We start from the raw sequence: 23,273 nt of genomic DNA on the forward strand, positions 1-23,273 counted from the left end.
ATCATGAGACAGACGCTAGGTTGCGAATTGCGCGACGACGAGGCGGCGGCAGCGCCCGGCGCCATCGATACGATGGATTTCCGTTTCGGCGATCGCGACATGCGGTTCCTGCTCGGCCACCGATGCACGGGCGCGCTGGTCGAGCAGATCGCCGGACTGACCGACCACGTCGTGCTGGTGGCCGACGCGCGCGTGCATGCGCTGTGGGGCGCGGAGCTGATCCGCGCGCTGCGGACGCAGGTCGGGGTGTCGTGCATCCGGGTCGAGGCGGCCGAAACCGGCAAGTCGCTCGACCGTGTGCAGGCGATCCTCGACGAGGCGGTCGACGCGGGCGCGACGCGCCGCTCGGTGGTCGTCTCGTTCGGCGGCGGCCTGACCGGCAATCTCGCGGGGCTGGCCGCCGGGCTGCTGTTTCGCGGCGTGAGGCTGGTGCACGTGCCGACGACCCTGCTGGCGATGTCCGATTCCGTGCTGTCGCAGAAGCAGGCCGTCAACGGCCGGCACGCGAAGAATCTGTACGGTCTCTACCATCCCGCGCAGCTGAGCTGCGTCGACGTGCAATACCTGCAGACCTTGCCGCAGACGGAGTTCTCCGCGGGCGTGGTCGAATTGTGCAAGAACGGGCTGGCGTTCGATACGGCGTCGCTGCCGTACTACGACGCGATCGCGGCGCGCGCGGACCCCGCCGCGTGGTGCGCGCTCGTCAAGCTGGGCGTCGCCGCGAAGCAGCGGCTGCTGGACGAGGACCCGTTCGAGCAGCATCGGGGCGTCGTGCTCGAGTACGGCCACACGGTGGGCCACGCGCTCGAGCTGGAGACGGGCACGCTGACGCACGGCCACGCGGTCGGCCTCGGCATGCTGGTCGCGGCGGCGATATCGCGCGCGCGGGGCTGGCTGACGGAAGAGGAGGAAGCGCGCCACGCGGATCTGCTGTGCCGCGCCCGCGCGCCCGTGACCCTGCCGGGACCGGTCGACGCGGCGGCCGTGGTCGAGCGCGTCCGGCGCGACAACAAGCGCGGCCGCATCGCGCTGAAGCCGCGCGAGCATGCGTTCGTGCTGCTGAAGCACCTCGGCCGGCCGGCCGTGACCGGCGGACTGCCGCTCGTGCCCGTCGACGAAGCGGAGCTGCTCGACGGTTTCGCGAAACTCGCGTCCGGTCACTATGCCGACGTCGGAGGTGCGCGATGAGGCGGGCATCCGGCATTTCGATCAAGCGCACGCACGGGCTCGGGAATCTCGTCATGTTGCTGCCCGTCGTGGACAAGCTCGCGGCGCAGGGCATCGACGTGCATCTCGTGACCCGGCCCGACTGGATCGAGGCCGTTCAGGCGGGCCGGCCCGACGTGACCTGTTCGGCGACGGCGCGCGCCGGGACGATCGATCTGGACGCGGCCACCTGCACGCTCGCGCCGACGATGCACCGGACGCTCGAGTTCGCCCACCTGCTGCGCGTGGCCGGCCCGTTCGACGCGCCGCGCCTGCACGTGCCGACGGCGTGGAGCGAGCCGTTCGCCGGACACGCGGGCGCGCTGGTGATCGCGCCGGAATCCGGCCATCCCGCGCGGAGCTGGCCGGTCGCGCATCTGCAGGCGCTTGCGTCGCTGCTCGAACGCGAACGCGAGCACGTGGTGCTGAGCGGCCTGAGCCCCGCGCCCGCGCTGGCGTGCCGCGCGGATCTGCGCGGCCGGCTGAGCCTGCCGCAGTTGCTCGGGCTGCTCGATCATGCGCGCGCGGTGCTGTGCTTCGATTCGGGCATGCTGCATCTGGCGATGGCGCGCTCGATCCCGGCGCTGGCGATCTTCGGCGGCATCGATCCGCGCTTTCGCGCGACCCGCGAGCAGCGGGTGCGGGTTCTGCAGGCCGAACTCGACTGCTGTCCCTGCAACAAGGCGGAAACCTGCGCGGGTCGCTATCCGTGCCTCGCGCACATCGCGCCCGAACAGGTGATCGACGCGCTCGCGTCGATCGAACGGCTCGCCCAGCGAGAAATCCTCCGCATCAAGGTGCCCGCATGTCTGCATTGAACGAGGCGCTCGCGCATGTCGACCTGGCGCTGATCGACGCCGCCGTGTCCAGAGCCAACGCGCGGGCGCGGCCGCTCTATCTGATCGTGCTGGCGACCAAGCCTTGCTACATCAAGCTGGCGAGCCTGGTGCACGCGTGCCTTGCGCAGGACGTGCCGTTCCTGCTCGTCGACAGCGGCCAGCACTACGACCCCGAGCTGACGGGCGCGAAGCGGGAGCTGGGTTACGAAGCGCACGTCGCGGTGGTGTTCGGCGTGCGCGGCACGCTGCTCGAGCGCGCCGCGCATCTCGCGCGGGGCATCGACGCGCTGGGCGCGCTGCTCGCGCAGTGCGGCAGCCGGACCGCCGTCGTGCCGGTGATCTCGGGCGACACGTCGACGGCGGCGCTGTTTCCGCAGTACTGGTATTTCGCGAACGGCCTGCGCAGCGTGCACGTCGAAGCGGGGCTGCGCAGCCTCGGGCCGTCATGTCCCGGCGGCTGGGAGGCGCTGGGCGACGACATCCGCGCGCAGCGGACTTGCGCATGGGTGCCGTTTCACGACGAGCCGTTTCCGGAAGGTATCGATACCCGGCTGGCGTCGGTCGCGTCGGATCTGCTGCTCGCACCCGTCGAGCGCAACGTGGATCAACTGGTGCGGGAGGGGTATCCGGCCGAAAGGATCGCCCGCGTGGGTTCGCTGAGCAGCGACGCGGTGCGGCTCGCGCAAGCGGCGGCCGCGTCGGCATCGCTGTTCTACCGGTATCCCCGGCTGGAGTCGGGACGCTGGCTCAGGGTCGATCTGCATCGCCGGGAAAACATGACGCCCGAGCGGCTGCGGGCGGTGCTGGAGGGCGTGGCCCGGCTGAGCGTCGCGGGTGTGCAGGTCGTGCTGGTGAAAACGAATGCGCTGCTCGGCGCGCTGCATCAGCATCGGCTGGAGGGGATGCTCGACGACGCGGCGAGGGCGGGCGTGATGATCCACGAACTGTGGCCGAGCTATGTCGACGTGATCGCGTTTCTCGCGTCGCCGCATTGCCATGCGGTGTATACCGACAGCGGCGGCCTGCAGGAGGAGGCGGCCGTGCTCGGCGTACCGTGCATCACGTGCCGGTTCAGCACCGATCGCCCGGAAACCGTGCTGGATGCGCAAACCAACCTGCTCGTGCCGCCGTTGTCGGCGGCGTTCGTTTGCGCGCAGCTGAGCGTGCTGTTGCGGGAGGCGCCGGAGGCGAGCTGGCCCGGGCTATCGCGGGGCGGCGAGTTTTACGGCCAGTCGGTCGGCGCCGCCATGGCGCGGCGGCTGGCGGACTATCAGCCCGCCGCGCCGCTGGCCGGAGCCGGCGCGCGCTTCGAACGGCGCTGACGGGCGCCGGCCTGGGCGGGCGGCCTGTCCCGTCGCCTGCTCAGGATGCTCGAACCGCTTCGAGCCGGCCGAGGTGGATGATCGGCAACCGGAGACCGCGCCCGGGAGCGCGCTCGAGCGTCGAGCGAATCCGGTGGGGACGGGTACCGGGTTTCATCGGCTGCGCGACGTGCCGCGCGTCGCGATGCTTCGGCACCCGGCACCCATCGCGTATGTGCGTGCTTCGCTACGCGACCCACTCGTTCAGCACCGGCGTATCCAGTACCGGCGCCCGCTCGGCATCCTCGAAAGTCCGCTTGCTGCAGGTGGCATCGAGCGTGCCGCGTCCGCTCAGAAGCGGGCAGCGATCGAACACTTCGGCGATCCAGTCGACGAACACCCGCACCTTCGGCGACAGATGCCGGCTGTGCGGATACACGACGGAAATCGGCATCGGCAGCGGCTTGTAGCCGGGCAGCACCTCCTTCAGCGTGCCGGCGCGCAAATGCGGCAGCACCATGAACAGCGGCGGCTGGACCAGCCCGAAGCCTTCGATGCCGCAGGTGACGTAGGCATCCGCGTCGTTGACCGACACGATGCTCTCCATCTTGATCTCGACTTCCTTGCCGTCGATCAGGAACGCCCAGTCGATCATGCGTCCGGTGCGGCTCGAAAAATAATTGACCGCCTTGTGCTGGCCGAGATCCTCGATCGTCATCGGCTCGCCGTACTTCTCCAGATACGCGGGCGACGCCACCGACACGCCTTCGAACAGCCCGATGCGGCGCGCGACCAGCGACGAATCCTGCAGCGCGCCGACCCGGATCACGCAGTCGACGCCTTCCTGCAGCAGATCCACCGGCCGGTCCGACAGCCCGAGCTGCAGATCGATATCCGGGTAGCGCGTATGGAATTCGCACAGGGAAGGGATCACCAGCAGCCGCCCGATCGACCCCGGCATGTCCACCCGCAGCTTGCCGTGCGGCTTGCGATTGTTGGACTGGAAGCTCGCCTCGGTTTCCTCGACGTCCGCGAGGATCCGCACGCAGCGCTCGTAGTACGCGGCGCCGTCCGGCGTCAGCGACAGGCGCCGGGTGGTCCGGTGCATCAGCCGCACGCCGAGGAAAGCTTCGAGATTCTGGATGATCGTGGTGACCGACGCGCGCGGCAGACCGAGCGTCTCGGCCGCCTTGGTGAAGCTGTTCGTATCGACGACCCGCGTAAACACCTGCATGGCCTGAAGCCGGTCCATTACTACCTCCGGAAAAAGGAAGCCGGAACAACAGCAGGCCGCGACGCCCGTTAGGCGCACGCAGCCGTCGATTGTTCAGAGGCGGTGAATTGTGTTGCCGGATTATAGGCATTTATCCGGATGTCTGCCGGAGCCAGAATGCGATCCATCTCGAAATGGATGTGCGTTGCCGCACGTGACCGTCATGGACGCTTCAGACTTCCGCAATCTGCTGACCCCGGCTCCGGCCGGCGCAGCCCGCACGCGCGCGGCTCTCGCGGTTTCGGACGTCGAAATCGAGGGATACGCGAAGGACATCGTGCTGCGGCTTTACCGCCGGCCCGATAAAACCGGACTGCCGGTAGTGCTTTACTTTCACGGCGGCGGCTTTGTGCGCGGTTCGCTCGCCGACGCCGATTTCGCCGCGCGCTTTTTAGCAGAACACTTACCAGCGCTCGTCGTCTCCGTCGATTATTCGCTGGCGCCGAAGTATCCGTTTCCGGCCGCGCCGGAGGATGCGTTTCGAGCGGCCCGCTGGGTGGAAGCCCGCGCCCGCGCGTTCGGCGGCAACCCGAAGAAGATCGGCGTGGCCGGCCACGACGCGGGCGGCCAGCTCGCGAACTGCCTGGCCTTCATCGCCCGCGACCGGGGCGAGGTGCCGATCGCCGCGCAGGCGCTGTTCGGGCCGATGCTGGACCCGAGCATGACGCGCATCGGCGACGAGCAGCGGCTGTCGTCCGACATCACCGCGCGGGAATGTGCGGCCTGCTACCGCGCGTACCTGCCGCAACCGTCGCAGCGCATGCATCCGTATGCCGCGCCGATCGAATCGGTGCGGCTCGCGGGGCTGCCGCCCACGCTGATCGCCACGGCCCAGAACGACGTGCTGCACGTCGAAGCCGAGAAGTACGCCGGCTGCCTGATCGACTCGGGCGTGCTGACCCAGGTGGTCCGCTATCCCGACATCACGCACGCGACGCTGGCCGAGTACACCCCCGCGCTGCAAGAGGCCGTGCGCTTCTTCCAGTGCCGCTTCCAGGCGCGCACCGCGACCTGACCCGATACCTGATACCAACCGACTTACGCTACCGGAGATCCACATGTCTATCCTGCGCACCCCCCGTTCGCGCCTCGCGGCCGCCGCGCTGGCGACGCTCGTCGTCGTCGGCCTCGGCACGTTCGGCGCCATTCGCGTGAACGCCAGCTCGCCCGACAAGGCGGCGGCGCCGCTGCCCGAAGTGGACGTCGCGACCGTGCTGTCGAAGACCGTCACCGACTGGCAGAGCTATTCGGGCCGCCTCGAGGCGGTCGAGAAGGTCGATGTCCGGCCGCTCGTGTCGGGCACGATCGTGTCGGTCAATTTCAAGGACGGCGCGCTCGTGAAGAAGGGCGACACGCTGTTCGTGATCGACCCGCGTCCGTACCAGGCCGAAGTCGACCGCGCTGCCGCGCAGCTTGCCGCCGCGCAGGCGCGCGACGGCTATGCGCAAAGCGACTGGCAGCGCGCGCAGCGGCTGATCGGCGACAACGCGATCGCGAAGCGCGATTTCGACGAGAAGCAGAACGCCGCGCGCGAAGCGAACGCCAATCTCAAGGCCGCCGCCGCGGCGCTCGAAACGGCGCGCATCAACCTCGGCTACACGCGGATCGTCGCGCCGGTCGCCGGCCGCGTGTCGCGCGCGGAGATCACGCTGGGCAACGTGGTGTCGGCGGGCGCATCGGCCGCGCCGCTGACGACGCTGGTATCGGTGTCGCCGATCTACGCGTCGTTCGATGCGGACGAGCAGACCTACCTCCAGTACATCGGCGGCGCGAAGGACGGCCGCAAGGTGCCGGTGGAGCTCGGGCTGGCGAACGAGTCCGGCTACTCGCGGCAGGGCGTGATCGATTCGGTCGACAACCGGCTCGACACGTCGTCCGGCACGATCCGGGTGCGCGCGCGCTTCGACAACGCGGACGGCGCGCTGGTGCCGGGCCTCTATGCGCGCGTGAAGGTGGGCGGCAGCGAGCCGCATCCGGCGCTGCTCGTCGACGACGCGGCGATCAACACCGACCAGGACAAGAAGTTCGTGTTCGTGGTCGATGCGCAGGGCCGCGTGTCGTACCGCGAGGTGCAGCTCGGTGCGCAGCACGGCAACCAGCGCGTGATCGTCGGCGGCCTGCAGGCGACCGACCGGATCGTCGTGAGCGGCACGCAGCTCGTGCGCCCCGGCGAACAGGTGAAACCGCACATGGTGCCGATGACGGGCAGCGAGGATGCGCCCGCGACACCGGTGGCCGCGAACGCGAAAGAGGCGTCGGCCAAGGCGAATTCGTGACCGGCCGCTGATTCCAGCGAGCCCGTCGCGCCTTCGCGCCCAAACAGACAGAGCCTTTCATGAACATATCCAAATTCTTTATCGATCGACCGATCTTCGCAGGGGTGCTATCGGTCATCATCCTGCTCGGCGGGGTGATCGCGATGTTTATGCTGCCGATTTCCGAGTACCCGGAGGTCGTGCCGCCGTCGGTGATCGTCAAGGCGCAGTATCCCGGCGCCAACCCGAAGGTGATCGCCGAAACCGTCGCGTCGCCGATCGAGGAGCAGATCAACGGCGTCGAGGACATGCTGTACATGCAGTCGCAGGCGAACAGCGACGGCAACCTCACGATCACCGTCACGTTCAAGCTCGGCACCGATCCGGACAAGGCCACGCAGCTCGTGCAGAACCGCGTGAACCAGGCGCTGCCGCGTCTGCCGGAAGACGTGCAGCGGCTCGGCATCACCACCGTGAAAAGCTCGCCGACCCTCACGATGGTGGTCCACCTGATCTCGCCGGACAACCGCTACGACATGACGTATCTGCGCAACTACGCGCTGATCAACGTGAAGGACCGGCTGTCGCGGATCCAGGGTGTCGGCCAGGTGCAGCTGTGGGGATCGGGCGACTACGCGATGCGGATCTGGCTCGATCCGCAGAAGGTCGCGCAGCGCGGCCTGACCGCGGACGACGTCGTGAAAGCGATCCGCGACCAGAACGTGCAGGTCGCGGCCGGCGTGATCGGCGCGTCGCCGTCGGAGCCGGGCACGCCGCTGCAGCTGTCGGTGAATGCGCGCGGCCGTCTGCAGTCCGAGGGCGAATTCGGCGACATCGTCGTCAAGACCGCGCCGGACGGCGGCGTCACGCACCTGCGCGACATCGCGCGGATCCAGCTCGACGCCTCCGAGTACGGGCTGCGCTCGCTGCTCGACAACAAGCCGGCGGTCGCGATGGCGATCAACCAGTCACCGGGCGCGAATTCGCTCGCGATCTCCGACGAAGTGCGCAAGACGATGGCGGAGCTGAAGCACGATTTCCCGGCGGGCGTCGACTACAAGATCGTCTACGACCCGACGCAGTTCGTGCGCTCGAGCATCAAGGCGGTGGTGCATACGCTGCTCGAGGCGATCGCGCTCGTCGTGATCGTCGTGATCATCTTCCTGCAGACCTGGCGCGCGTCGATCATTCCGCTGATCGCGGTGCCGGTGTCGATCATCGGCACGTTCTCGCTGCTGCTGTTGTTCGGCTATTCGATCAATGCGCTGTCGCTGTTCGGGATGGTGCTCGCGATCGGGATCGTGGTGGACGATGCGATCGTCGTGGTCGAGAACGTCGAACGGAACATCGAGAGCGGGCTGTCCGCGCGCGCCGCCACGTACAAGGCGATGCAGGAAGTGAGCGGGCCGATCATCGCGATCGCGCTGACGCTGGTCGCCGTGTTCGTGCCGCTCGCGTTCATGTCGGGCCTGACCGGCCAGTTCTACAAGCAGTTCGCGATGACCATCGCGATCTCGACGGTGATCTCGGCGTTCAACTCGCTGACCCTGTCGCCCGCGCTGTCCGCGATCCTGCTGAAGGGCCACGGCGACAAGGAAGACTGGCTCACGCGCGTGATGAACCGCGTGCTCGGTCCGTTCTTCCGCGGCTTCAACAAGGTGTTCCATCGCGGCGCGGAGAACTATGGACGCGGCGTGCGCGGCGTGCTGTCGCGCAAGGCGGTGATGCTCGGCGTGTATCTGGTGCTGGTGGGCGCGACCGTGATGATGTCGCGGGTCGTGCCGGGCGGCTTCGTGCCCGCGCAGGACAAGGAGTACCTGATCGCGTTCGCGCAGCTGCCGAACGGCGCGTCGCTCGACCGCACCGAGAAAGTGATCCGCGAGATGGGCGCGATCGCGCTGAAGCAGGACGGCGTGGAGAGCGCGGTGTCGTTCCCGGGCCTGTCGGTGAACGGCTTCACCAACAGCTCGAGCGCGGGCATCGTGTTCGTGACGCTGAAGCCGTTCGACCAGCGGCACGGCAAGGCGCTGTCGGCCGGCGCGATCGCGGGCGCGCTGAACCAGAAGTACGGCGCCATCAAGGATTCGTTCGTCGCCGTGTTCCCGCCGCCGCCGGTGCTGGGCCTCGGTACGCTGGGCGGCTTCAAGCTGCAGGTCGAGGACCGCGGCGCGGTCGGCTACGCGCGGCTCGCCGATGCGACCAACGATTTCATCAAGCGCGCGCAGCAGGCGCCCGAACTCGGGCCGCTGTTCACCAGCTACCAGATCAACGTGCCGCAGCTGAACGTCGACCTGGACCGCGTGAAGGCGAAGCAGCTCGGCGTGAACGTGACGGATGTGTTCGACACGATGCAGATCTATCTGGGCTCGCTGTACGTGAACGACTTCAACCGCTTCGGCCGCGTGTACCAGGTGCGGGTGCAGGCGGACGCGCCGTTCCGTCAGCGCGCCGACGACATCCTGCAGCTCAAGACCCGCAACGCCGCGGGCGAGATGGTGCCGCTGTCGTCGCTGGTGACGGTGTCGCCCACCTTCGGTCCGGAAATGGTGGTGCGCTACAACGGCTACACCGCGGCGGACGTGAACGGCGGCCCGGCGCCCGGCTACTCGTCGGGGCAGGCGCAGGCGGCGGTCGAGCGGATCGCCGCGCAGACCTTGCCGCGCGGCGTGAAGTTCGAATGGACCGACCTGACCTATCAGCAGATCCTGGCGGGAGACTCCGCGTTCTGGGTGTTCCCGATCAGCGTGCTGCTGGTGTTCCTGGTGCTGGCCGCGCTGTATGAAAGCCTGACGCTGCCGCTCGCGGTGATCCTGATCGTGCCGATGAGCATTCTGTCGGCGCTGACCGGGGTGTGGCTCACGCAGGGCGACAACAACATCTTCACGCAGATCGGCTTGATGGTGCTGGTGGGGCTGTCGGCGAAGAACGCGATCCTGATCGTCGAATTCGCGCGCGAGCTGGAGCACGACGGCAAGACGCCGCTCGAGGCGGCGATCGAGGCGAGCCGGCTGCGGCTGCGGCCGATTCTGATGACGTCGATCGCGTTCATCATGGGGGTGGTGCCGCTCGTGCTGTCGACGGGCGCGGGTTCGGAAATGCGGCACGCGATGGGGATCGCGGTGTTCTTCGGGATGCTCGGCGTGACGCTGTTCGGCCTGATGCTGACACCGGTGTTTTATGTGGTGCTGCGTACGCTGGCGGGCGGCAAGATCCACGTCGCCCAGAAGGATTCGGCGGGCTACGCGGTGCCGGCGCCGGACGCTTGAGGATATGACGATGAACAACATGATGACCATCAAAGGCACGGCCCGCTTCGCGAAGATCGCGGCGGCGAGCACCCTGCTCGTCACGCTGCTCGCCGCGTGCGCGGTCGGGCCGGACTACAAGCGGCCGGACGTCACGACGCCCGCCGCGTTCAAGGAAGCGCCGACGCTCGCCGCCGGCGAACAGGCGGGTAGCTGGAAAACCGCCGAGCCCGCCGACGCTTTGCATCGCGGCGAGTGGTGGAAGGTGTTCAACGATCCGGTGCTCGACGGGCTCGAACAGCAGGCGCTCGACGCCAACCAAAACCTGAAGGCGGCGGCCGCGCGCGTCGAGGAAGCACGCGCGGCGACCCGCGCGGCGCGCTCGTCGTGGTTCCCGCAGATCGGCGCGGGCTTCGGCCCGACGCGGGAAGGGCTCTCGTCGGCGTCGCAGTTCCAGCCGCAGGGGACCGGCCCGACCAACGCGACGCTGTGGCGCGCGCAGGGCTCGGTGTCGTACGAGGCGGATCTGTTCGGCCGCGTGAGCCGCAACGTCGAGGCGTCGCGCGCCGACACCGCGCAGAGCGAAGCGCTGTTCCGTTCGGTGCAGCTTGCGCTGCAGGCGGACGTCGCGCAGAACTACTTCGAGCTGCGGCAGCTCGATTCGGATCAGGATCTGTACCGGCGCACGGTGGATCTGCGTCAGGAAGCGTTGAAGCTCGCGCAGCGGCGCTTCACCGAGGGCGACATCGGCGAGCTGGACGTGTCGCGGGCGAAGAACGAGTTGGCCACCGCGCAGGCCGACGCGGTCGGCGTCGCGCGGCGGCGCGCCGCGTCCGAGCATGCGCTCGCGATCCTGCTCGGCAAGGCGCCGGCCGATTTCGGGTTCAAGGAAACGCCGATCGTGCCGGTGACGGTGAGGGTGCCGCCGGGTCTGCCGTCCGCGCTGCTGGAGCGCCGCCCGGACGTCTCGGCGGCGGAGCGGGCGATGGCGGCGGCGAACGCGCGGGTCGGTCTCGCGAAGTCCGCGTACTTCCCGAAGCTCGATATCACGGGCGCGTTCGGCTATGAGGCGTCGACGCTCGGCAGCCTGTTCATGTGGTCGAGCCGGACCTTCCTGCTCGGGCCGTTCGCGGGCACGGCGCTCACGCTGCCGCTGTTCGACGGCGGCCGCCGCAGCGCGGGCGTGCAGCAGGCGCGCGCGCAGTACGACGAGCAGGTGGCGAACTATCGCCAGCAGGTGCTGGTGGCGTTCCGCGAGGTCGAGGACAACCTGGCCGATCTGCGTCTGCTCGACGATCAGATTCGTGCGCAGGACGACGCGGTCAACGCGTCGCGCCGCGCCGCGAAGCTGTCGCGCACGCAGTATCAGGAAGGGCAGGTTAGTTATCTCGATGTGATCGATAGCGAGCGGTCGGTGTTGGTGTCGCAGTTGCAGGCGAATCAGTTGACCGGGACGCAGGCGGTGTCGACCGTGAACCTGATCCGCGCGTTGGGTGGCGGTTGGGGCGATGCGCCGCAGGCGGTCGGCAGCGGCACGCCGGCGCAGGGGGAGCGGGTCGCGCAACGTTGAGGCGGGCGGTGTCGGGTTGAGCCGGGGAAGGGGCGCACGTAGGTCGTGCGCCCCTTTTTTCTTCGATGCTTTCGGGGGGCAGCTGGGGTCTATCGGCCAACGAGCGGCCGACCGTGAGCGTCTGCTATTGCATTTTCACGGGCAAGTTGCGCTCGCCTTCAACGCACTGACTGCGAGAATGTCCGATTCCCGGTACTTTCCCTCGGCCTATCCAACTTCCGCTTCGGATCGGCTGCGGCCAACCACGCCCGATCATGGTTGGCCGCAACCCGAACAAATATATCCCGCTCTCCGAAAATCTCAGCTGAATGTCCCGCGCCAACCAATCACCGAATCGCCCCCGCGATAGTCGTCACGATCCGGCTCGCCTGCTGCACGATCGTATCCCGATACGATTCGAACAAACTGTCGGTGAGTTTCGCGTTGTCGCCGTTCGAGAAGTAGGTCATCACCGGCACGTGCAGGTGACCCGCGAAGATCGAGCGCTGCGGATTGAGCGTATCGCGCAGCAGCGTGTTGCGATAGCCGCTTTCGTTCGACAGGTAATTGCCGCCCCCGCCTTCATACGCACACGACGTTGCCGCGGGCGGCACCGGCGCGGACGTCGGCGGATAGGGCTGCGTCTCCGTGTCGTCGTTGAACGACGTGACCGACGCCGTGCCGCAATCCGCGAAATCCGAATGGTTCGTATGCCAGATCACGCCATAGCCGCCCGGCTTCGACGCGCCGGGGACCGTGACGGCCGCGCCCGAATTGCCCGCGATGATGCTCGCGACCGGCAGCGTGGTGGTCGTGTACTGGGCGGGCTGATCGCGCTGCCAGGGTTGCGGATCGTAGCCGAGCACGTCGTCGGGCGGGTAGATGTCGGCATCCTGCATCGCCGGCAGCATCGGATCGCCGAACGGATCGCCGATCGTCGTGCCGAGGTTGTCCGCGAACGCCGCCGCGTGATAGCGGCCGTGCCAGTTCTCGATCCAGAATGCGCCGGGGCCGCCCTGGCTCATCGTGATCGACGCGTCGACCCGCTCGTTGCCGATGAAGAACGGCGCGAGCGTGTGCTCCTGCATGCCCTTGCGGAACGGGTTGTAGTTCACCGGCAGCAGATAGGTCTGAATGACCGCGGTCGAACCGTCCGCGAGCGCGATCCGCCGGTTGGCGAGCGCCAGCGCGATCGCGCCCGACGGATTGCCGATCCGGATGTTGGTCGACGCGCGCGCGGCGCCGGGCGTGCCGAGCGTGAACGGATCGAAGCCGCTGATCACGATCCGCCTCACGCCCGGACCGGCCGGGAACTGCAGCGCGTACTGGCCGCGCGATGCCCGTTCGAGCACCCACTGGAGCTGGGCGCGCTCGAGCGACGTGAGCGTCGCCTGGGGCACCCACTGCCGCAACGCCTGCGTCATCTTCAGGCGTGCCCAGTACAGCATCCGGTCGTCGCTTTGCGGCAGCGTGCCGGACACCTTGCGTCCCTGCACGCGGTCGACCGCCGCGTTCCAGAGCGTTTCGCCCGCGATCTTCACCGTGCGCACCGCATCGGCGAACGACTTGATCGCACCGTCCGTGCAGAGCTGCGTCGCGAAGTTCGGCCCGAAGCGGTCGAAACCCGACGCGGCGAGGATCTGATCCGCGAACGGCGTGCTCACGCCCGGCAGCGTGTTGACGAGCCGCTGCTCCTCGTAGGACAGCGCGATGCCGGTGTTCATGCAGCCCGCGTAGGCCGCGCGCGTCGGCGCGGGCGGGTTCGTCGCGCCGGCCGGCGGGATCAGCGCGGCCGGCGGGTCGAGCGGCGCGCTGGCGGGCGTGGCGGGTGAAGCCGGTGTCGCGGCGGGGGTGGTCGGCGCGGTCTGCGCGGTGACGGCGGCGGGCGAGCTGGTGTCGCCGCCGCATCCGTTCAGCAGCAGGGCGGCGACGTAGGCGGCGGTGGCGAGCGGGAGGCGGTTCATCCGTTGGTCCTCCCGGCGGACGCGCCGGCGGGCGCCGATTGCGCCGGACGCGCCGGCAGCCGCCGCGTGCAGTCGCCGTCGAAGTACGGTCCGTCGACGCGCTGCCACGCCGGGTTGGGCGCGGTGGGCGCGCACGCGGTCTGGCTGCCGTCGCGCCAGGTGTAGTACGCGCCGTCGTATTGGGCGAACGCCGTTGTGCTGGCGACGGCGAGCGCGGCTAGCATCAGCTTGTGTTTCGACATGGAACCCCCTATGAACGATCGTCTGCCGGGTGCGGTGCCGCCTGCGTCGCGTGTCCCGCCGCGCCCCGGCTATGGATGTTCCGTGCCGGTCGCGCGGAACCCGTTCATTTGTAATGGAAGGGGGGAAGGCCGGTCTAACAAGAAAAATAAATCCGCCGGACAAGAAAATCGCATGCGCGGGTGCAGCATGTTTCGTTATCGAAACTAAACGCGCAGGTCGCGCCGGCACGCGAGCCGCTCCTGATAGCGGTGCGTCGATTCGAGCGCGAGCGCGACGAGCCGCTCGGACCAGTCGGCGCCCGCGCGCCACGCGATCACGAACGGCATCGGCGGCGGCGTGTCGCGCACGTCGAGGATACGCAGCGCATCCCGGTCGAGCAGATCCGGCACGAAGGCCGCCGGCATCGCGGCAATGCCGAATCCGGCCTGCGTGAGCCGGATCATCGCTGTGACGGAATTCACGCAGCACACCTTCGCGTCGCCGATGCCGTGCGACTGCATCAGCCGCAGCAGATCCTGGTGAGGGCGGGAATGGCGGGAGAACGTGATGAGCCGCGCGTGCCCGAGCGTGCGCAGGGTGTCGCCCGCGTGCCGGCGGGTCAACTCCGGCGTGGCGATCCAGCCGAGCGGCAGCGTCATCAGTTCGAGGCTGCGGATCGTCTCGTCGCGCAGCATGTCGGTCTGGATCACGATGTCGAGCATGCCGCGGCGCAGCTTCTCGTTGAGATTGAGCGCCGTGTCCGACACGATCTCGATGTCGAGGTTGGGATAGCGCGACGCGACGTCGGTGACGAAGTCGATGAACCACGAATGGATCGCGCTTTCCATCGCCCCCATGCGGATGTTGCCGAACGCCAGCGTGTCGTCGCGCAGCGACGCGCGCAGTTGCGCGATCGATGTGCTGACCTGTTCGGCGTGCTTCAGCACGCGCTCGCCCGCCTGCGTGAGCGCGATCCCCTTCGGGTCGCGCGTGAACAGCTTCGTGCCGAGATCGTCCTCGAGCGCGGAGATGCGGCTCGATACCGCCGCCTGCGTGGTGTTGAGCTTGTCGGCCGCCAGGCTGAAACTGCGCAGCGTGGCGACCCATATGAAGGTTTCCAGGAATCTCAGGTTCACTTCGTCTCTCTCGCGGCCGCGCGGTTCGCCGCCGGACGGCGTTTGTCGACGCGTCGCGGCGTCGGGTGGTGGGGACGGGCCGGTGCGTCCGGCTTCGATGGTACTGCGCGCGGCGGGCGCCGGCGACGGCCGCGCGCGTCGCGCAAGCCGGGCACCCCCGCGAATCCCGATGAAATCGCGGTGCTTCCCGGTCATTCGCGACTCGATGTTGCGAATGACGGCGGCGCATGCGCGTTTTCCCGTCGGCGATATCCCGAATGAACGCCTGTCGCCGATGCCCATCGCGGCCGCTTGCATGCCGGCAGACAGCTGGACGTAGGTCCGATCCGGGTGCCGGGTCCGACGTTCGTTTCAGGCGACTCCGCGCGATCTAGGACGTCTCGGGGTCATCGTCCCATTTACTTCTCCCGATCCAAAAATAATATTCAGATCGACGTATCCGGGGTACGTCGAGTCGATCCCTTCAACGGGACCGGGGGCCGGTTTTTTCCGGCGACATTCGATCTGCATGATTTGACGGACGGGGGTAAATCATGGCAACGCGAAGGCAGTTCCTATTGACCGTGAGCGCGGTCGGGGCGTCACGGATGCTGACCGCCTGCGGCGGCGACGGTCAGCCGAGTGTTTCATCCAATGCCGCTTCGACGGCCGCGGTGGACGACAGCCTGAGACGGCAGGCGGCAGCGGCGTCGGCATCGCTGCCGTTCTACGGCATCAATGCGCACCTGACATACGACTACGCGCCGGTGCCGGCGTGGACGACGTCGACCTACGTCAGCACGTTCAAGAATCTCGGCGTGCAGTGGGTGCGCACCAACGTCGCCGATCCGACGGCGGCGTCGGCGCTGGTGCCGTTCCTGAAGCTGTTCGCCGCGAACGGCATCGCGCCGCTGGTCGTCATCGACATGGGCGTCGACGTTACCCAGTCCTATGCGGCCAACTACAGCGCCGCGTGGACGCTCGGCAGCGGCATTGCCCGGGCGTTGAACGGATACTGCAGCTACTTCGAATGCGGCAATGAAGTCGACATCACCTGCCGGGTCGATTATCCGGGATGGACCACGCCGAATCCGGTCGACGGGAAGCCCGTCGACGGGTCCGTTCCGACCGACTACGTTCCCGCCGCGATCGAGGCGATGCGCGGCTGGACGGCAGGCATGAGCACGGGGATCAAGACGGTGATACCGGCCGCGAAATGCGGCTACGCATCGGGGGTCGCGTACAGCTACGTCGTCGCGGACATGCTGTACAACGGCAAGGACATCGCCGGCGCGACGACGCAGCCGCCGATCGCGCTCGATTTCATGGGCGTGCACTGGTATGCCGGCGAGAACGACGTCCTCGCGGCCGGGCCGTCGACGCACACGAACCAGTTCGTGAACGTGCTGCAGCAGCTGAACGTCGTGATGCCCGGCAAGCCGCTCATCGTGTCCGAGTTCGGCACCTGGGATACCGCGGCGAACCAGGCGCAATACCTGACGAGCCAGTTCGACGTATGGCGGACCCACCGGACCCAGTACAACATCGCCGCCGCGTCTTTCTATGCGCTGTTTCCGAACCCGGCCGACCAGGGCGAAACGCTCGCGATGAACTGGGGGATCATGCAGGCCGACGGCACGACGAAGAAAGCCGCGTACGCGGCTTACCGGAGCTACACGTCGGCGCATCCGGCGTAGCCGTCGCGCACGGCGGCGCTCGGGGGGCGCACGGATCGGCGAGCCTTCGCCGCAGGGACGGCGGGCAGACCGGCGCGGGCCGGATGAGCGATACGGGGCGGAGCGCGGAAGAGCGCATCCGGCTCATCCGGCGAACCTGCGCGGGCGGGCGTGCCGAAATCGTCTTCGCGCGCATGGATGCCGCGCGTCACCGCCGATAGCGGCCGCTGGCCGTAGGACGTATGCACGTAGGCGATCACCTTGCCGCCCGCCGCGCGCAGCGCCGCCACCGCCGCCGTGTAGGCCGGATCGGCCGCGCTGCCGGGGCCGCTGTCCGGATTGAGGATCGCGGTCAGCCGGACGGACGGCGCGTTGGCGGCGAAGGTGCGCGAGGCCGTGGCGCCGGCGCCTGACGGATAGCAGTACGCGGGCACGACGAGATCGGCGGCCCGGGCGATGCCGCACGCGCAGAGCGCGGCCGCCAGCAACGGGCGCCATCGCGAGGCGGCCCGGTCCGCGCGGCGCCGTGGTGCGCGTGCATCGCGCCCGGGGGGATCGATCGGGGCCGCGCGGGCAAGCCGTACAGCCGTCGCATGAGTCGACTCGTTCATGTGGACCTCATTGATTCGGCGGGTCGCCGGACCCGGAAATCGAATGGCACAACGAACAGACAGGCGATGCCGGCGCGGGGGCGCCGATGCGAGAGAAATAGCCGTTTTTCCCGGGCGGAACAATGGGGGCGAGCGCGCCGCCGCGCGGTCGCGGGTCGAGCGGTGCGCGCCGTGCCGCTATATCGCGCGCCGCGATTTACTTTGCAAAATCGCTTCGTAGACCGCCGCCGCCGCGCGGTCCTATCATCGACCGGAACCCTTTCCCTCGCGACGCCGCATCGATGCGCCACGCGCATCGCGGCCGCGGTCATCCTCCGGCATCGTTCATTCCTGAAGAGAGTGCTTCCCATGCGGCATCGTTTTTCCCTGGCGGACCCTGTCCGGCGCGCCGCGCGCGCGATCGCGGCCGCGCTGCTCGGCATGGCGCTCGTCGCGCCGGCCGCGCACGCCGACCCCGCGCCGCTCAAGGTCGGCATCGCCACGAGTCCGCAGATCGACGCGCTGAAGATCGCCGCGAAGGAAGCGAAGGCGCAGGGCCTCGACGTGAAGATCATCGAGTTCACCGATTGGAATACGCCGAACGCGGCGCTCGCGAACAAGGACATCGACGTCAATTACTTCCAGCACCTCCCGTTCCTCGAGAACGCGAAACGGCAGGGCGGCTACGACTTCGTCGCAATCGCGCCCGGCACGATCATGAAGATCGGCCTCTACTCGAAGAAGGTGAAGCGCTTCGATCAACTGAAGGACGGCGCGACGGTCGCGATCGCGAACGACCCCGTCAACGGCGGGCGCGGGCTGTTGCTGCTGCAGCGCGCCGGGCTCATCACGCTGAAGCCGGGCGCCGACTACCGCGCGACGACGCTCGACATCGTCGCGAATCCGAAGCATCTGAAGATAGTGCAGCTCGAAGCGTCGCAGCTCGCGCGCTCGCTCGACGACGTCGATCTCGCGCAGGGCTACCCGAGCTTCATCAAGCTGGCCGGCACCACCGATCCGAACAGCGCGCTGCTGTTCGACGGCACCGAGAACAAGAATTTCGCGATCCAGTGGGTGGTGCGCCCGGACAGCGCGAACGATCCGCGCATCCGCAAGTTCATCGCGATCTACCAGCAGTCGCCGGCGGTGCGCCGGGCGCTCGACCAGGCGTTCGGCACGCTGTACGCCGTCACCTGGTAACGGAGGCGGCGATGGCGAACAAGCAGATCCTGCTCAACGCGTTCAACATGAATTGCGTCGGCCACATCAATCATGGACTGTGGGCGCATCCGCGCGACCGTTCCGCGCATTACACCGATCTCGACTACTGGGCCGATCTCGCGCGCACGCTGGAGCGCGGCAAGTTCGACGGGATCTTTCTGGCCGACATCGTCGGCGTGTACGACGTGTTCCAGGGCAGCGCGGACACGGCGCTGCGCGAATCGGTGCAGGTGCCGGTCAACGATCCGCTGCTGCTCGTGCCGGCGATGGCGCAGGTCACGCGGCACCTCGGCTTCGGCGTGACCGCGAACCTGACCTACGAGCCGCCCTACCTGTTCGCGCGGCGGATGTCGACGCTCGATCACCTGACCAAGGGGCGGGTCGGCTGGAACATCGTCACCGGCTATCTCGACAGCGCGGCGCGCGGCATGGGCCTCGCGCAGCAGATCGCGCACGACGACCGCTACGAGCGCGCCGACGACTACATGGACGTCGTCTACAAGCTGTGGGAGCAGAGCTGGGACGACGACGCGGTGATTCGCGACGCGCAGGCGCGCGTGTTCGCGCAGCCCGGCAAGGTGCGGCGCGTGCGGCATGACGGTCCGTACTACTCGGTCGATGCGATCCATCTGAGCGAGCCGTCGCCGCAGCGCACGCCGGTGCTGTACCAGGCGGGCTCGTCGGCGCGCGGCGTCGAGTTCGCGGCGAAGCATGCCGAGTGCGTGTTCGTGAACGGCCAGAGCAAGGCGGCCGCGCGCGCGGCGGTCACCGACATCCGCGCGGCGGCGGCGCGCATCGGCCGCGATCCGGCGTCGATCAGGATCTTCGCGGGCATCACGGTCGTCACGGCCGAGACCGAGCGTCTCGCGCGCGAGAAATTCGACGAGTACCGGCGCTACGCGAATCCGGAGGCGGGACTCGCGCACTTCGCCAGCTCCACCGGCATCGACTTCTCGCGCTACGGTCTCGACGACCCGATCTCGTATGTGAAGACCGATTCGATCCAGTCGGCAGTCGATGCGATCTCGAAGAAGAGTACGACGGGCGCGTGGACGGTCCGGCGCATGCTCGAACAGATGTCGCTCGGCGGTCGCTATCACCCGGTGGTCGGGTCGCCCTCGCAGGTCGCCGACGAACTGGCCGCGTGGATCGACGAAACAGGCATCGACGGCTTCAACCTCACGCGGACGGTGATGCCCGAATCGTTCGAGGATTTTGTCGACTGGGTGGTCCCGGAACTGCAGAACCGGGGGCGCTACAAGGAGGACTACGCGTCCGAACCGACCTTGCGCGGCAAGTTGTTCGGCGCGGGCGGGCGGCTGCCCGCGCGGCACGCGGGCGCGCTGCACCGGCCGGCGGCCGCGATCCAGGCTTGACGTGCGGCGAGGCGATCCGATGGCGCAATGGCTTGATTCTCCCGGTTTCATCGAGCGTTCGGCGGCGGCCGGCGCGGCCGCCGGCCTCGGCGATCGCGCGGCGCTGCCGAGCGCGTCGGCCGTATCGTTCGAGCAGGCGGGCAAGACGTTCGGCGGCCCGCACGGGCCTAGCGTCGCGTTGCGCGACGTGACGCTCGACGTCGCGCGCGGCGAGGTGTTCGGCATCATCGGCCGCAGCGGCGCGGGCAAGTCGACGCTGCTGCGGCTCATCAACGGGCTGGAAACGCCGTCGTCGGGCAGGGTGCGCGTGAACGGCGCGGACGTCGGCGCGCTCGAACGCGGCGCGCTCGTGGCGCTGCGCCGCCGCACTGGCATGGTGTTCCAGCATTTCAACCTGCTGTCGGCGAAGACGGTGGGCGAGAACATCGGCCTGCCGCTGAAGATCGCGGGCGTGCGCAAGGCGGAACGCGCGCGCAGGGTCGCGGCGCAGCTGGAACTGGTCGGGCTGACCGGGAAGCGCGACGCGTATCCGGCCAGCCTGTCCGGCGGGCAGAAGCAGCGGGTCGGCATTGCGCGCGCGCTGGTCCACGATCCCGACATCCTGCTGTGCGACGAAGCGACGTCCGCGCTCGATCCGGAAACCACGCAGTCGATTCTGGCGCTGCTGGCGGACATCAACCGGCGCCTCGGGCTGACGATCGTCTTGATCACGCACGAGATGGAAGTGATCCGCGCGGTGTGCGATACGGTCGCGGTGATCGAGCACGGCGAGGTGGTCGAGACCGGGCCGGTATGGCGCGTGTTCGGCGAGCCCGGGCACGGCGCGACGCGCGCGCTGCTGCGCACGCTCGTGCGCGATTTGCCCGCCGATCTCGCGGCGCGGGTGCGGCCGTTGCCGGAGCCGGCGTCGCTGCCCGCCGGCGCGCAGCTGCTGCTGGAGGTGCGTTATACCGGCGCGGAAGCGGGCGAGCCGGATCTCGGCGCGCTGACGGCGGCGCTCGGCGCGGCGGCGGGCGTCGCCGTGCGTTTCGTGCATGGCGGGCTCGACCGGATTCAGGGGCGCTCGCAAGGGCGGCTCGTGCTCGCGGCGTCGCTTGCCGCGCGCGACGCCGCATCGCCCGAGCGGATCGCCGCGCTGCTGGACGGCGCGCGGCGGCATGCCGGCCGCGTGGAGGTGCTGGGCTATGTTTGAACTGTGGCTGCCCGAACTGGCCGACGCGATCCGCGACACGGTGTGGATGGTTGCCGCGTCCGCGACGGCCGCCGCGCTGATCGGCGTGCCCCTCGCCCTCGTGCTCGTCACGACCGCGCCGGGCGGCATCTACGAACGGCGCGGACTGAATGCGCCGCTCGGCGCGCTGGTCAACGCGTTCCGCTCGACCCCGTTCATCATCCTGCTGGTCGCGCTGCTGCCGTTGACGCGATGCCTGATCGGCACGACGATCGGCGTGTGGGCGGCGATCGTGCCGCTGTCGATCGCCGCGATTCCGTTCTTCGCGCGCATCGCCGAAGTGAGCCTGCGCGAAGTCGATCGCGGGCTGATCGAGGCGGCCCAGGCGATGGGTGCCGAACGCCGTCACATCGTCCGGCACGTGCTGTTGCCGGAGGCGTTGCCCGGCATGCTGGGCGGCTTCACGATCACGGTGGTCGCGCTGATCGGCTCGACCGCGATGGCGGGCGCGGTGGGCGCGGGCGGGCTCGGCGATCTGGCGATCCGCTACGGCTACCAGCGTTTCGACACGACGGTGATGGCCACCGTGATCGCGATCCTGATCGTGCTCGTGAGCGCCGTGCAGTTCACGGGCGACCGTCTGGTGCGGCGCCTGATCCGGCGAACCTGAGTGTCGGTGCCGCGCCGGCAACGCAACACGACGCGGTGCGATGACGGTTGATCTCGAGACGGGCGAAATGCGGCGTTTGCCGCGCGAAGCGCAGCGTGTCGGGCGCGTGCGGCGGCATGCGTGCGCGTTCCTGGAAAAGCTCACCGTTGCGCGCCGCCGGGGGCCTGCCCGGGCGACGCCACGAGAGGAGCGTCGCGCGGCCGGTCGAGCGTGCGGTCGGCCGGCGTTGCGATCCGTCGCGATCGGACGATTTTCAACAACGGGCGGAACGGGATGCCGAGGCATTCACCGAGCCGCCGAACCCTGGGCGCGGCGGTCGCATCGGCAGCCGCGTCCGCTACGCTGGAGAACGCCGCATGAACGATCCACGCGCGCCGGCCGCGCTGACGGCCGATGTCGATTCCCCGGCGCCGCCGCGCACGCTGGCGGCGCTGCTCGATGCGCTGCGCGCGAGCGCGCCGCAGCGCGATCGCGCGGGCGGCCACGCCGAGCAGGAAAAAAGCTGGATCGCCGGCGCGGGCCTGCTGACGCTCGCCGTGCCGCGCGCGTACGGCGGCCAGGAGGTCGGCTGGCCGGCGATCTATCACGCGATCCGTGCGATTGCGCGAGTCGATAGCGCGCTCGCGCATCTGCTGGGCTTCCAGTGCCTGCAGATCGTGAGCGTCGACGTGTGGGGCAGCGACGCGCAGCGCGAACGCTATCTGCGCGGCACGGTCGAGCACGGATGGTGGTGGGGCAATGCGGTGAACCCGCTCGATGCCCGTCTGATTGCGCGGGCGACGCCGGACGGCGGCTACCGGCTCGACGGCGTGAAGGGGTTCTGTTCCGGCACGCGCGGATCGCAGCGGATGACGGTATCCGCGCACGATCCCGAGACCGGCAAGCCGGTGTTCGCGGTCGTGCCGACCGCGCGCGCGGGGATCACCGTGCACGACGACTGGGACCCGATCGGCCAGCGGCAGACCGACAGCGGCAGCGTGTCGTTCGACGGCGTGCGGCTCGAACCGGACGAGGTGCTGCATCGCTCGGCCCAGCCGCCGACGCCGCGTGCGACGCTGCGCACGCTGGTGTCGCAGCTGGTGCTCACGAATCTGTTCGTCGGCATCGCGCAAGGCGCGCTGGCGGAAGCGCGGGGCTATGTGAACCGGCATGGCCGGCCGTGGGTGCATTCGGGTGTCGCGAACGCGGCGGACGATCCGTACACGTTGCAGCGCTTCGGCGAAATGCGCGTGCAGGCGATCGCGGCCGAAGCGCTGGCCGATCGCGCGGCGCGCGCGCTGCAGGGCGCGTGGACGCTGCACGACGCACTGACGGCCGACGCGCGCGCCGAGGTCGCGCTCGCGGTGTCCGAGGCGAAGATCGTCGCGCAGCGCGCGGCGCTCGACGTCAGCGAGGCGCTGTTCGATGCGTGCGGCGCACGCGCGACGGCCGCATCGCTCGGACTCGATCGCTTCTGGCGCAATGCGCGCACGCATACGCTGCACGATCCGCTCGACTATCGGTTGCGCGATGTGGGGCGGTATGCGTTGACGGGCGTGCTGCCGGAGGCGTCGTTGTATACCTGAGGCGACGGCAGCGTTTGCCGGCCGGCTGCGGCCCG

The 23,273-nt window shown here is 68.8% G+C and carries 18 protein-coding genes; 13 read left to right on the forward strand and 5 right to left on the reverse strand.

The genetic code is table 11. The annotated features are described in order from the left end of the window. The first annotated feature begins 3 nt into the window (after positions 1–3). Genes RZR99_RS14770 through RZR99_RS14780 form a run of 3 tightly spaced genes read left to right on the forward strand, consistent with a single transcriptional unit; the run spans position 4 to position 3,367 of the window. Positions 4–1,188, forward strand: a complete 1,185-nt coding sequence (locus RZR99_RS14770; protein WP_323120519.1) for a 2-deoxy-scyllo-inosose synthase — start codon at positions 4–6, stop codon at positions 1,186–1,188. Beyond that, positions 1,185–2,024, forward strand: a complete 840-nt coding sequence (locus RZR99_RS14775) for a glycosyltransferase family 9 protein (protein ID WP_323120520.1) — start codon at positions 1,185–1,187, stop codon at positions 2,022–2,024. The genes RZR99_RS14770 and RZR99_RS14775 overlap by 4 nt, the downstream gene beginning before the upstream one ends. Further along, positions 2,012–3,367, forward strand: coding sequence for a UDP-N-acetylglucosamine 2-epimerase (locus tag RZR99_RS14780; RefSeq protein WP_323120521.1), 1,356 nt, complete (start codon positions 2,012–2,014; stop codon positions 3,365–3,367). Before RZR99_RS14775 ends, RZR99_RS14780 begins: the two co-directional genes overlap by 13 nt. Before the next feature lie 226 nt (positions 3,368–3,593). Here RZR99_RS14780 and ceoR read toward each other — a convergent pair whose 3' ends face one another. Further along, positions 3,594–4,598: a putative multidrug efflux transcriptional regulator CeoR gene (gene ceoR / locus RZR99_RS14785; RefSeq protein ID WP_323120522.1), complete on the reverse strand. Its 1,005-nt coding sequence runs from the start codon at positions 4,596–4,598 to the stop codon at positions 3,594–3,596. A 184-nt stretch (positions 4,599–4,782) separates the two neighbouring features. Between ceoR and RZR99_RS14790 the strand changes: the two genes are divergently transcribed. Genes RZR99_RS14790 through RZR99_RS14805 form a run of 4 tightly spaced genes read left to right on the forward strand, consistent with a single transcriptional unit; the run spans position 4,783 to position 11,689 of the window. Continuing rightward, positions 4,783–5,634: an alpha/beta hydrolase gene (locus tag RZR99_RS14790; RefSeq protein ID WP_323120523.1), complete on the forward strand. Its 852-nt coding sequence runs from the start codon at positions 4,783–4,785 to the stop codon at positions 5,632–5,634. Positions 5,635–5,677: 43 nt separating this feature from the next. Further along, positions 5,678–6,895 (forward strand): efflux RND transporter periplasmic adaptor subunit, encoded by a 1,218-nt coding sequence (locus tag RZR99_RS14795; RefSeq protein WP_323120524.1) that lies wholly within the window; start codon positions 5,678–5,680, stop codon positions 6,893–6,895. 59 nt (positions 6,896–6,954) lie between these two features. Continuing rightward, entirely contained in the window at positions 6,955–10,140 is a 3,186-nt protein-coding gene (ceoB, locus tag RZR99_RS14800; protein ID WP_323120525.1) for a multidrug efflux RND transporter permease subunit CeoB, read from the forward strand. A gap of 19 nt (positions 10,141–10,159) precedes the next feature. Next, positions 10,160–11,689, forward strand: coding sequence for an efflux transporter outer membrane subunit (locus RZR99_RS14805; protein ID WP_323120526.1), 1,530 nt, complete (start codon positions 10,160–10,162; stop codon positions 11,687–11,689). Positions 11,690–12,015: 326 nt separating this feature from the next. Here the strand turns inward: RZR99_RS14805 and RZR99_RS14810 are convergent, their stop codons facing one another. From RZR99_RS14810 to RZR99_RS14820, 3 genes are all read right to left on the reverse strand, one after another. Continuing rightward, complete coding sequence (locus RZR99_RS14810; RefSeq protein ID WP_323120527.1) at positions 12,016–13,632, reverse strand: hypothetical protein; 1,617 nt, start codon at positions 13,630–13,632, stop codon at positions 12,016–12,018. After that, positions 13,629–13,874 carry a hypothetical protein gene (locus RZR99_RS14815; RefSeq protein WP_323120528.1) on the reverse strand — a complete coding sequence of 82 codons (246 nt, stop codon included), beginning with the start codon at positions 13,872–13,874 and terminating at the stop codon, positions 13,629–13,631. Before RZR99_RS14815 ends, RZR99_RS14810 begins: the two co-directional genes overlap by 4 nt. Before the next feature lie 204 nt (positions 13,875–14,078). Further along, complete coding sequence (locus tag RZR99_RS14820; protein WP_323120529.1) at positions 14,079–14,990, reverse strand: LysR family transcriptional regulator; 912 nt, start codon at positions 14,988–14,990, stop codon at positions 14,079–14,081. Positions 14,991–15,523: 533 nt separating this feature from the next. Here RZR99_RS14820 and RZR99_RS14825 point away from each other — a divergent pair. Continuing rightward, on the forward strand, positions 15,524–16,666 hold the full coding sequence (locus tag RZR99_RS14825; protein ID WP_323120530.1) for a hypothetical protein: 1,143 nt from the start codon (positions 15,524–15,526) through the stop codon (positions 16,664–16,666). On the opposite strand, the gene RZR99_RS14830 is transcribed toward RZR99_RS14825, so the two are convergent. Further along, positions 16,642–17,256, reverse strand: a complete 615-nt coding sequence (locus tag RZR99_RS14830; protein ID WP_323120531.1) for a spherulation-specific family 4 protein — start codon at positions 17,254–17,256, stop codon at positions 16,642–16,644. The genes RZR99_RS14825 and RZR99_RS14830 overlap by 25 nt on opposite strands. 348 nt (positions 17,257–17,604) lie before the next feature. Between RZR99_RS14830 and RZR99_RS14835 the strand changes: the two genes are divergently transcribed. The 5 genes from RZR99_RS14835 (at position 17,605) to RZR99_RS14855 (ending at position 23,238) form a co-directional block, all read left to right on the forward strand. Continuing rightward, positions 17,605–18,435 carry a MetQ/NlpA family ABC transporter substrate-binding protein gene (locus tag RZR99_RS14835; protein WP_323120532.1) on the forward strand — a complete coding sequence of 277 codons (831 nt, stop codon included), beginning with the start codon at positions 17,605–17,607 and terminating at the stop codon, positions 18,433–18,435. Positions 18,436–18,446: 11 nt separating this feature from the next. Beyond that, positions 18,447–19,832 (forward strand): LLM class flavin-dependent oxidoreductase, encoded by a 1,386-nt coding sequence (locus RZR99_RS14840; protein WP_323120533.1) that lies wholly within the window; start codon positions 18,447–18,449, stop codon positions 19,830–19,832. 19 nt (positions 19,833–19,851) lie between these two features. After that, positions 19,852–21,024 carry a methionine ABC transporter ATP-binding protein gene (locus RZR99_RS14845; protein WP_323120534.1) on the forward strand — a complete coding sequence of 391 codons (1,173 nt, stop codon included), beginning with the start codon at positions 19,852–19,854 and terminating at the stop codon, positions 21,022–21,024. Then, positions 21,017–21,673 (forward strand): methionine ABC transporter permease, encoded by a 657-nt coding sequence (locus tag RZR99_RS14850; RefSeq protein ID WP_323120535.1) that lies wholly within the window; start codon positions 21,017–21,019, stop codon positions 21,671–21,673. Before RZR99_RS14845 ends, RZR99_RS14850 begins: the two co-directional genes overlap by 8 nt. Before the next feature lie 356 nt (positions 21,674–22,029). Next, positions 22,030–23,238, forward strand: coding sequence for an acyl-CoA dehydrogenase family protein (locus tag RZR99_RS14855; RefSeq protein ID WP_323120536.1), 1,209 nt, complete (start codon positions 22,030–22,032; stop codon positions 23,236–23,238). The last annotated feature ends 35 nt before the right edge of the window (positions 23,239–23,273 follow it).

The organism is Burkholderia alba (assembly GCF_034721475.1).
Classification (GTDB): Bacteria; Pseudomonadota; Gammaproteobacteria; order Burkholderiales; family Burkholderiaceae; genus Burkholderia; species Burkholderia alba.

Bases quoted from the DNA above. Each gene is read 5' to 3' on its own strand.
- RZR99_RS14825 (WP_323120530.1), top strand. From the start codon at position 15,524: ATGGCAACGCGAAGGCAGTTCCTATTGACCGTGAGCGCGGTCGGGGCG.
- RZR99_RS14810 (WP_323120527.1), bottom strand. From the start codon at position 13,632: ATGAACCGCCTCCCGCTCGCCACCGCCGCCTACGTCGCCGCCCTGCTG.
- RZR99_RS14795 (WP_323120524.1), top strand. From the start codon at position 5,678: ATGTCTATCCTGCGCACCCCCCGTTCGCGCCTCGCGGCCGCCGCGCTG.
- RZR99_RS14835 (WP_323120532.1), top strand. From the start codon at position 17,605: ATGCGGCATCGTTTTTCCCTGGCGGACCCTGTCCGGCGCGCCGCGCGC.
- RZR99_RS14815 (WP_323120528.1), bottom strand. From the start codon at position 13,874: ATGTCGAAACACAAGCTGATGCTAGCCGCGCTCGCCGTCGCCAGCACA.
- RZR99_RS14805 (WP_323120526.1), top strand. From the start codon at position 10,160: ATGATGACCATCAAAGGCACGGCCCGCTTCGCGAAGATCGCGGCGGCG.
- RZR99_RS14830 (WP_323120531.1), bottom strand. From the start codon at position 17,256: ATGAACGAGTCGACTCATGCGACGGCTGTACGGCTTGCCCGCGCGGCC.
- ceoB (WP_323120525.1), top strand. From the start codon at position 6,955: ATGAACATATCCAAATTCTTTATCGATCGACCGATCTTCGCAGGGGTG.
- RZR99_RS14855 (WP_323120536.1), top strand. From the start codon at position 22,030: ATGAACGATCCACGCGCGCCGGCCGCGCTGACGGCCGATGTCGATTCC.
- RZR99_RS14850 (WP_323120535.1), top strand. From the start codon at position 21,017: ATGTTTGAACTGTGGCTGCCCGAACTGGCCGACGCGATCCGCGACACG.
- RZR99_RS14780 (WP_323120521.1), top strand. From the start codon at position 2,012: ATGTCTGCATTGAACGAGGCGCTCGCGCATGTCGACCTGGCGCTGATC.
- RZR99_RS14790 (WP_323120523.1), top strand. From the start codon at position 4,783: ATGGACGCTTCAGACTTCCGCAATCTGCTGACCCCGGCTCCGGCCGGC.
- RZR99_RS14775 (WP_323120520.1), top strand. From the start codon at position 1,185: ATGAGGCGGGCATCCGGCATTTCGATCAAGCGCACGCACGGGCTCGGG.
- RZR99_RS14770 (WP_323120519.1), top strand. From the start codon at position 4: ATGAGACAGACGCTAGGTTGCGAATTGCGCGACGACGAGGCGGCGGCA.
- ceoR (WP_323120522.1), bottom strand. From the start codon at position 4,598: ATGGACCGGCTTCAGGCCATGCAGGTGTTTACGCGGGTCGTCGATACG.
- RZR99_RS14845 (WP_323120534.1), top strand. From the start codon at position 19,852: ATGGCGCAATGGCTTGATTCTCCCGGTTTCATCGAGCGTTCGGCGGCG.
- RZR99_RS14840 (WP_323120533.1), top strand. From the start codon at position 18,447: ATGGCGAACAAGCAGATCCTGCTCAACGCGTTCAACATGAATTGCGTC.